This is a genomic window from Nocardioides sp. URHA0032 (genome assembly GCF_000620645.1).
GTDB lineage: Bacteria > Actinomycetota > Actinomycetes > Propionibacteriales > Nocardioidaceae > Nocardioides.
Window position 1 is genome coordinate 1 of sequence record NZ_KK211161.1, and the last position, 14486, is coordinate 14486.

The following is a 14486-nucleotide window of genomic DNA, read 5'->3' on the forward strand; positions in this document are numbered from 1 at the left end:
ACCCCCGCGAGCCGGTTCCTGCACCCCGAACCGAGCCGGGTGAGGGTGCTGAGGACCGTCACCGGTCCCGGCCGACCCGAGCACGACCACCGCGACGGGACCTGGGTCACGCGCCGTGCCAGCGCCGTCGGGGTGGTGTGCGTGTCCTGGCAACAGGTCTGCCTCGGCGCCGCGGCCGCCGGCCACCCCATCGACGTGTGGGTCACCGATCAGGTCCTGCAGTTCTACGACGGCGACCACCTGCTGCGCACCGAGAAACGCACCAGCACCGGGGAGGTGAGAGTCAAGCGCTCCACAGCGCCCCAACGACGTTCTAGAGTCCAACCGAGTCTCACCAATCAACCGGAGTAGATCCGACACCCATCAACCGAAGGCGTTCAGGGGCACTCAGCTCACCACGGACACTCTGCTCGCCGGGACGTCACCCGAGCTGGGCGCCCCGACAGCCGGGGGATGACGTCCCGCACCGGGACCGGGAGCGACTACGCCTGGTCCTCGGTCGGCAGCGTGGTGTCCGGGTCGTCGAACGGCTCGCGCTCGGCGGGGTCGAAGTCCGGCTGCTCGGGACGGTTGAGGTGGTCCTCGGGCTCCATGTCGACGTCCTGCTTGTCGGGCTGCTCCGCGACCTCGTCGGCGAGCTCCTCGCGCGGCTGCTTCGTGTGCTCCCTGGTGTGGTCTCCGTCCATGCCCGTCGGGTACCCGGGCCCACCGGGCTCATGCACGGACCACGGTCGCCGCGTCGTTACGACGGCGGGATCCCGCAGGCGTCCGGTCCCTAGCCGGCGGACGAGTCGATGCTCCGGACCCGGTCCGGCTCGAAGCCGTGCTGCATGCCCCAGGCGACCGCCTGCGAGCGGCGGGCGACCCGGATCTTGCGGTACGCCGTGCGGATGTAGGTCTTGACCGAGTTGATCGAGAGGTAGGTGCGCTCGGCGATCTCCTGGTTGCTCAGTCCCTGGGTGATCAGGGCCAGCACCTCGGACTCGCGCGCGGTCAGGCCGCGGTCGCGGCCGGGCCACTCGCCGGCGATCCGGTCCCCCGGCTCGGCGGTCCCTCGCGGCGTGACGGTCTCGCCGGTGTGGACCGCCTCGAGCCCGGCCACGATCTCGTCCGCGGACATCCCCTTCGAGAGGTAGCCGGACGCGCCGCGGTCGAGGGCGGTGCGCACCAGGCCGGCCTGGATGTTCCAGCTGAAGATCACGACTCTGGCGTCGCTGCCGTGGACCAGGTCCTCGAGGTCCACGCCGTCTCCCTGGATCTGCCCGAACGTGTCGTACAGGATCACGTCCACGTCGCTCACGACGCGCACGCCGGCGTCGAGCTCGACGACGTTCACCCGGTCCTGGTGCGGGGCGAGCATCGCGGCGACTCCGGCGACCACGATCTCGTAGTCGTTGACGATCGCCACCCGGATGGGTGCAGACATGCCGACACCCTATGTGTGATGGGGCCGACACGCGCGCCAATGCGGCGTTTGGAACGGCGATCGGGATAGAAAGGTGTCAGGCCCCGCTTGGTATGAGCTCGCGGGGCCCATTACTTTCCGGCCGGGTCGGTGCCACGGGCGTACTCGTCGATCTCCCCGAGGATCCGCGCCTTCACGTCCTCCTCCGCGAACGAGGCCCGCACCGCGCTCCGCGCCAGGTCCGCGACACCGGCCTCGTCGAGGCCGAGCAGGTCCGCGGCGATCCCGTACTCCCGGTTCAGCGTGGTGTTGAACATCGGGGGGTCGTCGGAGTTCACCGTGACCGTCACACCAGCGTCGCGGAAGGCCCGGATCGGGTGCTCCTCGAGCGTGGGTACGGCGCGGGTGGCGATGTTCGAGGACGGGCACACCTCCAGCGGCACGCCGGTCTGGGCCAGGTGGGCGAGCAGCGCCGGGTCCTGGGCGGACGACGTGCCGTGGCCGATCCGCTCGGCACGGAGCAGCCGCAGCGAGTCCCAGATCGTGTCCGGGCCCGTCGTCTCCCCGGCGTGCGGGACGCTGTGCAGCCCGGCGGCCCGCGCGGCGTCGAAGTGCGGCTGGAACTGCGACCGGGGCACCCCGATCTCGGGACCGCCGAGCCCGAAGCCGACGAGGGCGTCGGTGCGATGGTTCAGTGCGTAGTCGAGCGTGGCGTCCGCGGCCGGCACCCCGGACTCGCCCGGGATGTCGTAGATCCACCGCAGCACCAGCCCGAAGTCGCGCTCCACCGCGACCCGGGCGTCCTCGATCGCCTCGGTGTACGCCTCGATCGGCATCCCGAGGTCGTCACGGTCCGGACGCACCGACGTGTACGGCGTGCAGGTCAGCTCGGCGTACCGCAAGCCCTGCCCGGTCGCCATCTCCCGCCCGATCTCGTGGGTCAGGTAGCGCACGTCCTCCGGCGTCCGGATCAGGCCGACGACCGCGAGGTAGACGTCCACGAAGTGTGCGAAGTCGCGGAACTCGAAGAACCGGCGCAGCTCCTCGGTGTCGCTCGGGACCGTGCCGGGGTGGCGCTCGGCCAGCTCGGACACGATCCGTGGCGACGCGGACCCGACGTGGTGGACGTGCAGCTCGGCCTTCGGGAGGCGCGCGATGAACTCGGACAGGCTCACGACGCGTGAGTCTGGCAGAGCGTCAGCTGAGCTCGGCGATCAGGTTGTCGCCGATCTCCGCAGGCGTGCGGCCATCCTGGTAGACCTTGCCGTCGAGCAGGATGGTCGGGGTGCTGCGGACGCCGGCGTCCAGCGCGGCCTGCGTGGCATCCGTGACCCACGCGCCCTTGCCGTCGACGTTCTTGATGGCGTCCTTGACGTCCGCCTCCGACGCGCCCGCCTGCACCGCGAGCTTGAGGATGTCCTCGTTCGACGGGAACGGACCCTTCTCCTCGGGCTGGTTCGCGTAGAGCAGGTCGTGGAACTTCTTCGCGACGTCCGGGCCGGACTTGTCGAGCACGATCGAGAACGCCTCGGCTGATCGGGCCGAGTAGTCCCCGAGCGAGCTCAGCAGGTTGAAGGGGCGGTACTCGACCCGGACCTTGCCGTCGTCGGCCAGCGTGGCCAACTTCTCGTGCGTCTCCGCCTCGAGCTCGCCGCAGAACGGGCAGAGGAAGTCCTCGTAGATGACGACGTCGTGCGGCGCGTCCTTCGGCCCGATCGTCACGCCGTACTTGCTGCCGGCCGCGGGGGCGTCGACCTTCGCCGTCGTGTCCAGCGCACGGGACAGGAACCAGCCGCCGACGACGATCACCAGCAGCGCGGCGACCACGCCGCCGATCATCAGGTAGCGCCGGCGCGCCTCCTGCCGCTCCTGCTCCTTGCGCAGCGCGGCGGCCTTCGCGATCCTCTCGGCGCGGGCGGCATCACGGTTTCTCTTCGACATCAGGATCCTTCGATCGCGGGCGTACGCCGGAACAGCAGCGAGTCCAGCGACAGTCTCGTGGATGGCAGCCAGACCAGGAACACGGAGGCGAGGAGGAGTACGGCGTCGCGCGCGATCTCCCACGGATAGCGCGACGCGGCATCGGGGTCGTAGCCGCCGCCGCCGAAGCAGCCGCAGTCGATGGTCATCCCGCGAGCCCAGACCGTCGCGATGCCCACGATGAACGCCACGAACAGGATGCTCGAGAGCACCGCGGCGCCGCGGGTCAGCAGCCCGAGCACGAGCATCGCGCCGACGACCACCTCGATGACGGGCAGCAGCTGGCCGACCGGCTGTGCGAGGTCGCCCGGGAGCAGCTGGTAGGCCCGGACCGCGGCGACGCTCTGAGCCGGGTCGAGCAGCTTCGAGGCACCGGCGTAGATCCACACGCATCCCACGACGACGCGCGCGACCAGACCGAGCCACTCCTTCACGCCCCCGACCCTAGGGGCGCACCCTGAGCCCGAACTGAGACGAAGGTCCCGTCCACACGGGGCTAAGGTGACGTCCGTGAACGAGAGACTCGTCTGGATCGACTGCGAGATGACGGGCCTCGACCTGGGCGCCGACGCCCTCATCGAGGTCGCGGCCCTCGTGACCGACTTCGACCTCAACGTGCTCGGCCAGGGCGTCGACCTGATCATCAAGCCGCCCGCCGAGGCGCTCGACCAGATGAACGACTTCGTCCGCGAGATGCACGAGAGCTCCGGGCTGCTCCGCGAGCTCGACTTCGGCATCACCCTCCAGGAGGCGGAGGAGCGGGTCCTGGCCTACGTCAAGGAGCACTGCCCGGACGGCAGCCGCCCGCCGCTGGCCGGCAACACCGTGGCGACCGACCGCGCGTTCCTCGCCCGCGACATGCCGGCCCTGGAGACCTTCCTCCACTACCGGATCGTGGACGTCTCCTCCATCAAGGAGCTGGCGCGCCGCTGGTTCCCCCGCGCGTACTTCCAGGCGCCACCCAAGCGCGGCAACCACCGGGCCCTCGCCGACATCCAGGAGAGCATCGAGGAGCTGCGCTACTACCGCGAGGCGGTGTTCGTGCCCTCCCCCGGTCCCGAGAGCGACGCCGCCCGGGCGATCGCCCTGCGGCACGGCGGTGCGCTCACGGGGCTCACGGGCGAGTCCGATTCCGCGGATCAGGACTGATTCGCCTACACTCTCTGTCGGTCCTCGGCCTCGGCCGGGTCCACCTGGTGGGTATAGCTCAGCTGGTAGAGCGCTGCGTTGTGGTCGCAGATGTCGCGGGTTCAAGTCCCGTTACTCACCCCAGTCACGAAGGGCCGCCGTCCGGCGAGGGACGGCGGCCCTTTCGCATGCCGTACGCCGACCGCGCCGGCGACCGATTGCGGCCGGGCCCGGCGGGGTACTCCGACGGCATGTCGACAGGCCTTGCGGAGCACGAGCACGTCTGGCACCTCCAGGCGGTGCACCTCGAGGAGGGGCTCAGCACCCAGGAGTTCGCCTGCGAGGCCTGCGGCGCGGTCGACTTCCGCTGACCGCCGCGTCGCGGGTTCAGTCGCCGAAGAGCTCGCAGTGCCGGGCTAGCCGGTTCACGGCCTTGTCGAACTCCGCCATCGACGGCGCACCTCCGGACAGCTTCGACTCGACGCCCTCCCGGGTGGTGGCGATGTCCACCGCGAGCGGCTCGAGGGCATGGCCCTCCGCGTCGGCCAGCCCGGCGACCAGGTCGTCCGCCCGGCCGGAGTCCTGGGCGGACGGCGAGCCGTGCACGAAGTCGATCGCCCGCGGCATCAGCTGCTGCGGCGGGTGGTAGAGCTCGGCGCAGCTGCGCTGGACGCCGACGGGCTTCTCCGACGGGGACGGGGAGGTCGCCGACGACGTGGGCGCGCCCCCTGTCGGGTCGCCGGCGGTCGCGTCACCGGTGTCGTCGCCGCACCCGACGAGCAGGGTGGCGACGGCGAGCAGCGGTACGGCGATCGCGAGGCGCATGTCCCCACTGTCCCCTGTCCGGGGCCGATCGGTCGACACCGGCCAGATCTCTGACTATGGTCAGAGAATGTCCGAGAGCCCTGACACGGCGACGCCGCGCCGCTTCAACCGGACGTACACGCAGCGGATCGGTGCGCTCGACGACTCGTTCCTCGGCACCGGCCGGCCGCTCAACGTCTCGCGGCTGCTCTTCGAGATCGGGCCCGACGGCGCCACGGTGCGCGAGCTGCGGGACCGGCTCGACCTGGACTCCGGGTACCTCACCCGGCTGCTGCGCCGGCTCACCGACGACGGCCTGGTCGAGGTCCGTCCCGACCCCGCTGACGGTCGCCGCCGGGTGGCGACGCTGACCCGGGCGGGACGGACCTCCTGGCGGGAGCTGGACGAGCGCTCCGAGGAGCTGGCCCGGCGACTGGTCGAGCCGTTGACCGGACGCCAGCGCTCCCGGCTCACCGAGGCCCTCGCCACCGCCGACCTGCTGGTGCGCGCCGCGACCATCCACCTGCGCCAAGTCGGTCCGGACGACGCGATCGCCCGCGAGGCGGCGGGCCTCTACTTCGCCGAGCTGGCCCGACGGTTCCCGGGCGGCTTCGACCCCGGGGAGCCCGACCACGGAGGCACGTTCCTGCTGGCGACGAGCGCGGGACGTCCGGTCGCGTACGGCGGGGTCCGCCCCCTGTCGGCGGGCACCGGCGAGATCAAGCGGATGTGGGTCGACGACGCATGGCGCGGGGCCGGACTCGGCTCGCGGATGCTGCGCGAGCTCGAGGCACTCGCCGTACGCCTCGGTCACACCCGCATCGTGCTCGACACGAACGGCACGCTGGTCGAGGCGATCGCGATGTACGAGCGCGCCGGCTACACGCGGATCGAGCGGTACAACGACAACCCCTACGCCGAGGCGTGGTTCGAGAAGACCGTCAGCAGCTCGCCGGCGGCCCAGACCGGCAGCTGATCGACGCGGTGCGGGCCGTGGTCGGCCGCGCCGAGCGGCACCACCCAGCCGCCACCGCCGGCCAGGTCCCACACGTAGCGCGCGACCGAGCCCCGGGCGCAGGCGTCGGTGACGCCGGGCTGCGACGAGGTGCACCGGACGCACTCGATGTCGCCCGACAGCGGCAACGGCGGCACCGGCTCACCCACCGGCGCGACGACGTGCGTCTCGCCCCACGTCGCCGGGTGTCCCGCCGCGTCGTCGAGCGCGGCGGTCGCGAGTGCGGCCAGGTCGATGCCGAACGGCGTCCGCGCCTCCACCAGCGCCTCGAGCGCGAGCGCGACGTGCGCGGTCACCGTCAGCCACGGCGTCAGCTCGGGGTCGTCGACGAGCGGCTCGGCGAGGGGCGCGAGCACCGGCTCGGCCGCGATCCGCCGGGTCAAGGCCGAGCGCCAGGCCGCGAACGCGGCGGCGCCGGACGAGTCGGCGTCCATGTGGCCGTCCCACGCCAGGATCTCGTCGCGGACCGCGCCCGCCGGAAGTTCGCGCAGGAGCGCCTGGAACAGCGGCACGGAGAGCAGCAGGGTGTCGCGGTGGATGGCGGCGAAGTCATCGGTGGTCAGACCGGTGCGCCCGTCGAGCAGCGCGTGGATCCGGTCGCGACGGTGAGGTGACGCGAAGTCGGTGCCGATCGCGGCGCTCTCCGGCCCGCGGCGGTCGTTGGCGGTGACGACCTGCCCGTCGGGCGGGACGCTGGTCACCGGCAGCGCCACCCAGCCGTCCCATGCCGCGGCCGGGTCCGCGGCGTCGACGACGCCGACCCGGTTCGCCTCCGGGCGCACGGGCACCCGGCCGGCGACGCGGAACAGCACGTCCCCCCCACGGTCCGCGGCGACCACGTTGTTGACCGGCTCGACCCAGCCGTCGAGCGCAGCCATCACATCGGCGGCGCTGCGCGAGCGCAGCAGCGGCAGGAACGTGTCGAAGCCGAGGTCCTCGAGGTCTCCGCTCGGCGTGCGCAGGCTCAGCCCGCGCCCCTCGGCCGGGCCGGCGAACACCGGCCCGCGCCGGGTGCGGAGCCAGCCCTCGCCCTCCTCGACCGGCTCCCAGCCGCCCGACCCGAGGGCCTCCGTGCCCCGGCCGGTGCGCCGGAGCCGCTCGGCGTACACGTCCTCGTAGTTGCCCATGCCGTTGGTGATCGCCCACGCGACGTCTCCCGCGTGCGCGAAGTGCTGCACGCCCGGGACACCCGCGAAGGCGAGGCCGGCGACGTCGAACTCGTCGCAGGTGAGCCGCACCTGGAGGTAGATGCTCGGGGACTCCAGCGCGCGGTGCGGGTCGCCGCCGATCAGCGGGAGACCGGTCGCGGTGCGCGCCCCACCGACGGCCCAGGCGTTGCTGCCGCTGGACAGGGGCCCTTCCCGGGAGAGCAGCCGGGCGTCCTCGCCGAGCACGGCGCGGGCCCGGGCGCTCCAGAGCTTGCCGGCCAGGTTCCCGAACAGCAGGTGGTGGACCCGGAACACCGCCAGCGGGGTCCAGGGGTCCCACGGCTCGTCGAGGACGGCGTTCACGCCCTCGACGTACGCTCCGACGAACGCCGCCGTCTCCGGCCGGAGCCGGGCGTGCACCCGGCGGGCGAGGTCGACGGTTCCGGTACGGCGCGCCAGCGGCTCCTCGGTCGCCTGGCGCAGCCGCGCGAGCTGGGTGGGGCGGTCCCGGGCCGTGGCCTCGCCCTGCCCGCGGGCGAGGTCGAGCACGTCGCCGGCGCGGACCTGCGGGATGCCGTACGCGTCCCGGACGACCGTGGCCATCAGGCGACGGTCAGGAGCGGCAGCCGCACCCGGAACGTCGTGCCCTGCCCGGGCTCGGACTCGACCGACATCGTGCCGCCGTGCTGGTCCACGATGGCGCGCGCGATCGAGAGGCCGAGGCCGCTGCCCGGGATCGCCTGCTGCTGCGCGAGCGAGGAGCGGAAGAAGCGCGTGAACAGCCGCTCCTGCTCCTCCGGCGGGATGCCGATGCCGGTGTCGGCGACCTCGACGACGGCGCTGTCCGGCCCGGCCAGCAGCGACACGTCCACACGGCCGCCTGCGGGGGTGAACTTCACGGCGTTGCCGACCAGGTTGATGACCACGCGCTCCAGCATGTCGCGGTCGCCGAGGAAGGGGACCGGCTCGTCGGGGAGATCGACGTTCAGCTCCAGCTCGCGACGTTCGAGGGTCGGCGCCACCACGGCGGCGCCCGCGGCGACGATCTTGCGGAGGTCGACGACCCGGTCGGCGAGGCTGAGGCCGTCCTCCTGCACCCGCGAGAGCGTCAGCAGGTCGTCGATCAGCGACAGCAGGCGGGTGGAGTTCGCGGACAGCCGGCGCACCGCGTCGAGCTGCTCGGGAGCGAGCTCGCCGTACTGTCCCTCCTCGAGCATCTCGGTGTAGCCGAGGATGCTGGTGATCGGCGTGCGCAGCTCGTGGCTGACGCTGGAGACGAACGCGTCCTTGACCTGGTCGACCTCGCGGAGCCGTTCGACCGCCTCGACCAGCCGGCGCTCGGCCTCGATCCGGTCGGTGATGTCCTCGGAGGTGCTCACGTAGCCGTTGACGACGCCGCGATCGTCCTCGATGCGGTTCAGGGACATCGAGTGGACCCGCTCGACGCCGTCCTTGCGGACGAACCTCATGTCGTTCGCGCCGGTGCCGAGCAGCGCCCGGGCGACCGCGGTGAAGTCGTTCTCGACCCCCAGCTCGGCAGCCTTCTCGGCGATCGCCTCGGGGGTGTGCAGCCTGCGGGTGGTGTCGCCGAGCATCTCGGCAGCGGTGTAGCCGAGCAGCCGCTCCGCGCCCGGGTTGAACAGCGTGACGGCACCCTGGTCATCGGTGCCGATGATGGCGACGCCGGCCGCGCCGTTCACGATGTTCTGGACCTTGTCGCGCTCGGCGGCAGCCTGGCGCGCGTTCTCGATCTGCTCGCCCACGGCCAGGACCAGCGGCAGCACGACGAGCGCGCAGACCGCGCCGAACGTGCCGAGCAGGATGCCCTGGCCGTCGACGGAGAGGCCGAACCGCGGACCCGCGTTCGCGAACGGGCCGCGCCCCCACGTGGTGAGCGGCACGGCGAAGGTCAGCACCGCGATCAGCTGGGCCATGGACTCGTAGGGGCTGCTGCGCAGCGCCCCCCAGACCAGCAGCGGCAGGACCAGGAAGACGATCGACGGGAAGTCCTCGGGCATGAAGACGATTGGCGCGATCGCGAGCAGCAGCACCCATTGGGCGGTGCGTTCGGTGGGCCCGGCGAGCGGGGCGTGGTTGCGCAGCCGGCAGAAGAACGGCACCACGGTGAGCTGCGCGAGCAGGCTCGAGGCGGCGACCGTCAGCCCGAGGACGTCGGGCTCGCCGAAGCCCGTGAGGGCGCTGGTCAACGCCCCTGCGGCGCCCATCGCGAGGCCGCCGCACCCGACCGCGGCCAGGAACCGGGCCAGGTCGACGGTCGTGCGCAGGGGCGGTCGCTTGCGGCGTCCGTCGGCGAGGATCCACCAGGTCACCCAGGCCTCGGCGGCCAGTCCGATGCCCAGGCCGATCGCGACCTCGAGGTCGCGGCCGCCGATCCAGATGCTCCCGACGCCGATCAGCCCGACCAGGCCGACGAGGGCCCAGGTGCGCGGCCGCGGGGAGATCATGAAGCACGCCGTCGCGCCGCCGATCGGCCAGATGCCGATGCCGTGACCGCCGTCCGGGGCGGAGTGCGTGGCGAGCGCGCCGAAGACCGCGACGAGCGCGAGCAGGCCGGCAACCCAGCCCAGCCGTGAGCCCCTCACGACGCACTCCTCCCGCTCCGCCATCCCCCGGGGTACATCTTGGCCGCGCGACACGCCGTTGGGCATCCGACCTGCCGGTGGGGACTACGTTGGCTCGGTGACTTCCGCGACGCACAGCTACGACGTGGTGGTCGTCGGCGGAGGTCACAACGGCCTGATCGCCGCCGCCTACCTTGCCCGCGCCGGCCGGTCGGTCCTGGTCCTGGAGCGGCTCCACCGCACCGGCGGCGCGGCCCGCTGGTCACCCGCCGCGGCCCTCCCCGAGGAGCTCGTCGCCGACCTCGCGCTCGAGCTCCGCCTGGGACCGACGCCGCCGCCCACCGACGACCTGGCGCGCGTCGTCCTACCGACCCTGCTGCGCCCGCTCCCGCTCGAGCGCGAGGTCCGCGCGCAGGTCGGCTCCTGGGACGAGCTGGTCACCACGCCGCTCGACCTGCACCACCGGCTGCGCGCCAGCACCCCGGTCGTGGTCGGCGGCGGGACCGCGGTGGCCGACGCCCTCGACCGCGCCATCCGGGCGGCCGGTGTCGAGATGGTGACGTCGGCCGGTGTCAGCGGGATCCGGGCCGGGACCGACGGCGCCGAGGTGAGCTGGCACGACGGCGCGGCGCTCCACACGGCCGCCGCCCGCCACGTGCTCGCGAACGTCGCGCCCTGGGTGCTCGCCATCCTGCTCGGCGAGCAGGAGGACCCTGACGCCAAGCCCCGCTGGGACGGTGCCGCCGAGGTCCCGCCCGAGGACGTCGAGCGCGAGTTCGCGATGCCGGGTGGGCACTGGTACCACGGCGACCTGGAGTGGCCGTGGGCGCCGAACCGGGCCCGCCTGGACACTCCTGCTCAGCAGTGGGGCGTGCAGACCGACCTCGCCCCGGTGCTCGTCTGCGGGTCCGGGTCGCGGCGCGGCGGCGGCGTGACCGGCCTCGGCGGGCACAGCGCCGCGCACGCCGTCCTCGCGTCCTGAGGCGGCCCGGTCCCCGCTGCCGCAGGTTCACCATGGTCTCCGGGGAACCCCCAATCCCCGTGGCCTGCCCGCGGTGGGAGGTGCGGCACCACCCACATCCCCTGGTGAAACCGTGACAGCAGCAGCGCGCGGCCTCGATTTTTCGCTGCGCACCCCCGCTGGTAGAGTTCACGTCGCTTCACCACGCGCGCCATTAGCTCAATTGGCAGAGCAGCTGACTCTTAATCAGCGGGTTCGGGGTTCGAGTCCCTGATGGCGTACAAGGCAAGGCCCCGGCCCAGCGGTCGGGGCCTTCGTCGTGTCATCCGAACGCGTGGTCGGGTCGCTCGGTCGGACGACTCCGCAGCCGGACGGTGGCCGTGGGCCAGTCGATCTCGGCGTCCTCCGCCGCGACGATCACCGTGTGCCGGTGCATCCACCGGACGACGGCGCGCACCAGCAGCGGTCCCTGATCGGATCGACGGTCGTACCCCAGCAGCGAGCCCGGCCGGCCGTGCCCCACGATGAGCGAGCAGAGCACCAGGCGCCCCCCGTCGGGCTCGAACCGGGCATCCAGCACCCGCCCGATCTGTTCGCCGGCCGGGTCCAGCACGCCCATCCCGGTGAGCCGCCCGAGACGAAGTGCGTCGCGGTCACGGCGCAGGACGCCGTCCCGTTGCACCGATAGGTGGAGCGCACTGTCGAGCCGCTCGACGTCGTCGATGTCGATGCGCCACGGGCGCGTGCGGTGCGGCTCCGACACCCGGTTCTGGCCCCACCGCTCGACCAGGATCTTGCCGAGCTTGCCCCCGAACCGGTCGAGCAGCGCGGCCGGTCCGGTCAGGATGCCCGTGATGGCGAGCCGGTCAGCGTTCTCGTCGCCGTCGTCGAGCACGTACGTCGGGGTGAGCTCGACGTCGTCCACCTTGCCGAGCAACCTGCCCTGGGAGTCGATCAGCTGGCGGTCGAGCAGGTGCAGGACCCCGTCGATCGGTCCGGTCAACCGGTTCTCGAGCCCACGATCCGCGCTCGCGCTCACTGGCCCATCCTCGTCCAGATCATCAACGGGATGGCCGCGACGGCCGCGACGGCGATCACGCCCAGGTAGATCACGCCCAGGACGTTGGCGAGCCGGCCGTTCACATAGGTCCCCATGTAGTCGGGGTCGTTCGCCACGACCAGGATCGGGAAGTACGTCAGCGGCAGGGCGACCGCGGAGAACACCACGGACGCCTCGGTGACCAGGATGGGATCCACGGCGGTCATCAGGAACGCCGTGGCGAGCAGCGCGGAGAGCATCAGGACCGCGTGGAACGTCACCGCCTCGCGCGGGCGCACGAACTTGCCCCACTGCGCCCCGAAGTACTGCCCCACGCTGTACGCCACACTCAACCCGGTCTCGCAGGCGGCCCCGAAGGTCGCGGCGACGAAGCCGACGATCGCGACCGCGAGCCCGACCTTGCCGAGCGCCGCCGCAACCGGGAGAGCGACCTGACCCAGGGTGTCGACGCTGATGTCCAACGGCCCCAGCACCAGCCACGCCGACGCGGCGATCGAGAGCGAGAGGGCGCCGCCGAGCGGGAACCCGATCAGCACGTTCGCCCGCATCGTGGTCAGCTCCTTCGCATCCCAGTGCTCCTCGACGCCACCGGAGGAGAAGAAGAACACCTCGTACGGCGTCATCGCGGCGCCGAAGAGCGCGACCGCGTAGTAGGCGTACGTGGACCACTCCTCGTCGCCCGGCTTGTCGGCCGTCACCGCCTGATGGAGCAGCGCGCCCCAGTCCGGACCGAGCTGCCACACGGCGACCGCGAAGACGACCAGGGCCAGTCCGAGAATGCCGAAGACGTTCTCGATCGCCGCGAACTTCGCGCGCCACAGCACCAGCCAGACGAGCAGGCCGACCAGCGGCACGATCAGCAGCTCGTGCACCGAGGACGCGAGCTGGAGGGCGAGCGCGACGCCGCCGATCTCGGCGACGAACGTCAGGAACGTGATGAGCATGGAGGTCAGGAGGTTGAGGAGCCCGAGACGCGGACCGAGGCGCTCACGGACCAGGTCGAACGTGGCGCGCCCGCTGATCGCGGCCACCCGAGCGGACATCTCGGCGAACACGCAGATGCCCAGCACGCCCACCACGACCGCCCAGGAGAGCGAGAGCCCGAACCGAGCGCCCACCTGGGCGTTGGTGACGAGGTCACCGATGTCGACGAAGCCGCCGATGGCGGTCAGGATGCCGAGCGCGACGGCGAAGACCTTCGTCACCCGACCCGCTCCTCGGCCCGGGTCAGGTTCGACTGGAGCCCCTCGAGCTGCCGGAGCAGGTCGGGGTAGGCGTCCTCGTCGCGCCGGACGATCGCGATGCGCACCTGCGACAGGAGGTCGGAGGCGTCCGACATCAGGGACGTCACCCGTTTGTACTCGGCGTCGTCGCGGGGCTCCGGCTGCTCGCCCCCGAACGAGTCCATGGTGGCGCCGACTGCCGACTCGCTGTCCTGCGCCACGACCTGCTGGTACTTGCCCGGGACCTTGTGCTGCGCCTCCAGCCGGAGCAGGAGCGCGACGGTCGCCACCTCGCTCGAGACCGACTGAAGTGACTGGTGCGCTTGGTCCGACCAGGAGGTGTGGTCCGGTGACTGCGGAGCGCAGCCGGACACCAGAGCCACGCTCGCCCACGCGAGAAGGACCGCGACGACTCGCTGCCGCAGGGGTGCCGAATCCACCACGATCGTCTGATACCCCCGGCGGGACCGCCCGCAAACCGTCGCTCCCGCGCTCCCGGAAAGGTCGGCTCAGACCAAAATCACCCCTTCGGGGGTAACGCCACGCGCGATGTCCGACGGGCTCCGCCGCCACGATGGTGCCCATGTCCGGCCGACCGACCCGCGTGGGGATCGTGTACGCGCAGGAGGTCCTCGGCAAGGGTCTGGCGGCGATGCTCGCCGAGCATCCCGGACGCTCGGTGATCACCGGCGTCGAGCAGGCCGAGGTGGTGCTGTACGACGTGTTCGGGGTGCATCGCACGAACGGCTCCGACCTCGCCGAGCTGCTCGGCCGCACCCGCTCGGTGGTCGTCGCGGTCAGCCGCGACCTCCGACCCGACCTGCGGGCCCGGGCGCTGGCCGCCGGAGCGCACGCCTGGATCTCGATGAGCGTGGGCTCACGCGAGCTGGTGGAGGCGGTCGAGGCGGCCGCCGGCGGCCGGGAGATCCCGGGGCGCGTGGACACGCTCGGCAGTCACGTCGGGCTGACTCCTCGCGAGGTCGAGGTCCTGGCGCTGATCGCGCAGGGCGCCAGCAACATGGAGATCGCGGAGCGGCTCTTCCTGTCGATCAACTCGGTCAAGACCTACATCCGCTCGGCGTACGCCAAGATCGGCGCCACCTCCCGCAGCCGAGCGGTCGCGTGGTGCCTGCAGCACGGGTTCGCGCCACCCGACTGACCGGCATACCGATCCCGCGTG

At 72.1% G+C, this 14486-nt stretch carries 15 protein-coding genes, 2 tRNA genes and 1 pseudogene; 7 read left to right on the forward strand and 11 right to left on the reverse strand.

Annotated features, from left to right (window positions below):
* Window positions 1–351, forward strand: a pseudogene (locus N538_RS26665) (hypothetical protein); the annotation flags it as partial.
* 131 nt (window positions 352–482) lie between these two features.
* Here N538_RS26665 and N538_RS0121020 read toward each other — a convergent pair.
* The 5 genes from N538_RS0121020 to N538_RS0121040 form a co-directional block, all read right to left on the reverse strand.
* A complete protein-coding gene (locus N538_RS0121020) occupies window positions 483–686 on the reverse strand; it encodes a hypothetical protein (protein ID WP_028638919.1) in 204 nt (67 codons plus the stop codon).
* Window positions 687–775: 89 nt separating this feature from the next.
* Window positions 776–1426: a LuxR C-terminal-related transcriptional regulator gene (locus N538_RS0121025; RefSeq protein WP_028638920.1), complete on the reverse strand. Its 651-nt coding sequence runs from the start codon at window positions 1424–1426 to the stop codon at window positions 776–778.
* Between the two features lie 110 nt (window positions 1427–1536).
* Window positions 1537–2580, reverse strand: a complete 1044-nt coding sequence (locus N538_RS0121030; protein WP_231496296.1) for an adenosine deaminase — start codon at window positions 2578–2580, stop codon at window positions 1537–1539.
* Window positions 2581–2602: 22 nt separating this feature from the next.
* Window positions 2603–3346, reverse strand: coding sequence for a DsbA family protein (locus N538_RS0121035; RefSeq protein ID WP_028638922.1), 744 nt, complete (start codon window positions 3344–3346; stop codon window positions 2603–2605).
* Window positions 3346–3819, reverse strand: coding sequence for a DoxX family protein (locus tag N538_RS0121040; RefSeq protein ID WP_028638923.1), 474 nt, complete (start codon window positions 3817–3819; stop codon window positions 3346–3348). Before N538_RS0121040 ends, N538_RS0121035 begins: the two co-directional genes overlap by 1 nt.
* A gap of 76 nt (window positions 3820–3895) precedes the next feature.
* On the opposite strand from N538_RS0121040, the gene orn reads away from it, so the two are divergent.
* On the forward strand, window positions 3896–4534 hold the full coding sequence (orn, locus tag N538_RS0121045) for an oligoribonuclease (RefSeq protein WP_028638924.1): 639 nt from the start codon (window positions 3896–3898) through the stop codon (window positions 4532–4534).
* Window positions 4535–4581: 47 nt separating this feature from the next.
* Window positions 4582–4657: transfer RNA gene (locus tag N538_RS0121050), tRNA-His, on the forward strand.
* A 243-nt stretch (window positions 4658–4900) separates the two neighbouring features.
* Here the strand turns inward: N538_RS0121050 and N538_RS0121060 are convergent.
* Window positions 4901–5338 (reverse strand): hypothetical protein, encoded by a 438-nt coding sequence (locus tag N538_RS0121060; RefSeq protein ID WP_028638926.1) that lies wholly within the window; start codon window positions 5336–5338, stop codon window positions 4901–4903.
* Between the two features lie 67 nt (window positions 5339–5405).
* Between N538_RS0121060 and N538_RS0121065 the strand changes: the two genes are divergently transcribed.
* Window positions 5406–6293, forward strand: a complete 888-nt coding sequence (locus N538_RS0121065) for a bifunctional helix-turn-helix transcriptional regulator/GNAT family N-acetyltransferase (RefSeq protein ID WP_028638927.1) — start codon at window positions 5406–5408, stop codon at window positions 6291–6293.
* Here N538_RS0121065 and N538_RS0121070 read toward each other — a convergent pair.
* Together N538_RS0121070 and N538_RS27685 are read right to left on the reverse strand one after the other, a co-directional pair.
* Entirely contained in the window at window positions 6230–8083 is a 1854-nt protein-coding gene (locus tag N538_RS0121070) for a penicillin acylase family protein (RefSeq protein WP_036571704.1), read from the reverse strand. The two genes, N538_RS0121065 and N538_RS0121070, sit on opposite strands and share 64 nt — an antisense overlap.
* Entirely contained in the window at window positions 8083–10083 is a 2001-nt protein-coding gene (locus tag N538_RS27685; protein ID WP_197025425.1) for an ATP-binding protein, read from the reverse strand. Before N538_RS27685 ends, N538_RS0121070 begins: the two co-directional genes overlap by 1 nt.
* Before the next feature lie 97 nt (window positions 10084–10180).
* Here N538_RS27685 and N538_RS29140 point away from each other — a divergent pair, with 97 nt between their 5' ends.
* Both N538_RS29140 and N538_RS0121085 read left to right on the forward strand, forming a co-directional pair.
* Window positions 10181–11044: an FAD-dependent oxidoreductase gene (locus N538_RS29140; protein ID WP_028638929.1), complete on the forward strand. Its 864-nt coding sequence runs from the start codon at window positions 10181–10183 to the stop codon at window positions 11042–11044.
* Between the two features lie 187 nt (window positions 11045–11231).
* A tRNA-Lys gene (locus N538_RS0121085) sits at window positions 11232–11304 on the forward strand.
* 41 nt (window positions 11305–11345) lie between these two features.
* On the opposite strand, the gene N538_RS27690 is transcribed toward N538_RS0121085, so the two are convergent.
* The 3 genes from N538_RS27690 to N538_RS0121105 are packed head-to-tail and all read right to left on the reverse strand — an operon-like array spanning window position 11346 to window position 13746.
* A complete protein-coding gene (locus N538_RS27690; RefSeq protein WP_051549519.1) occupies window positions 11346–12062 on the reverse strand; it encodes a hypothetical protein in 717 nt (238 codons plus the stop codon).
* Window positions 12059–13288 (reverse strand): NRAMP family divalent metal transporter, encoded by a 1230-nt coding sequence (locus N538_RS0121095; protein ID WP_028638930.1) that lies wholly within the window; start codon window positions 13286–13288, stop codon window positions 12059–12061. Before N538_RS0121095 ends, N538_RS27690 begins: the two co-directional genes overlap by 4 nt.
* Window positions 13285–13746 (reverse strand): hypothetical protein, encoded by a 462-nt coding sequence (locus tag N538_RS0121105; RefSeq protein WP_155992366.1) that lies wholly within the window; start codon window positions 13744–13746, stop codon window positions 13285–13287. Before N538_RS0121105 ends, N538_RS0121095 begins: the two co-directional genes overlap by 4 nt.
* A gap of 143 nt (window positions 13747–13889) precedes the next feature.
* Between N538_RS0121105 and N538_RS0121110 the strand changes: the two genes are divergently transcribed.
* A complete protein-coding gene (locus tag N538_RS0121110) occupies window positions 13890–14465 on the forward strand; it encodes a helix-turn-helix transcriptional regulator (RefSeq protein ID WP_028638932.1) in 576 nt (191 codons plus the stop codon).
* Window positions 14466–14486: the final 21 nt, after the last annotated feature.

Bases quoted from the DNA above. Each gene is read 5' to 3' on its own strand.
- N538_RS0121020 (WP_028638919.1), bottom strand. From the start codon at position 686: ATGGACGGAGACCACACCAGGGAGCACACGAAGCAGCCGCGCGAGGAG.
- N538_RS0121025 (WP_028638920.1), bottom strand. From the start codon at position 1,426: ATGTCTGCACCCATCCGGGTGGCGATCGTCAACGACTACGAGATCGTG.
- N538_RS0121035 (WP_028638922.1), bottom strand. From the start codon at position 3,346: ATGTCGAAGAGAAACCGTGATGCCGCCCGCGCCGAGAGGATCGCGAAG.
- N538_RS0121060 (WP_028638926.1), bottom strand. From the start codon at position 5,338: ATGCGCCTCGCGATCGCCGTACCGCTGCTCGCCGTCGCCACCCTGCTC.
- N538_RS0121065 (WP_028638927.1), top strand. From the start codon at position 5,406: ATGTCCGAGAGCCCTGACACGGCGACGCCGCGCCGCTTCAACCGGACG.
- N538_RS0121070 (WP_036571704.1), bottom strand. From the start codon at position 8,083: ATGGCCACGGTCGTCCGGGACGCGTACGGCATCCCGCAGGTCCGCGCC.
- N538_RS0121110 (WP_028638932.1), top strand. From the start codon at position 13,890: ATGTCCGGCCGACCGACCCGCGTGGGGATCGTGTACGCGCAGGAGGTC.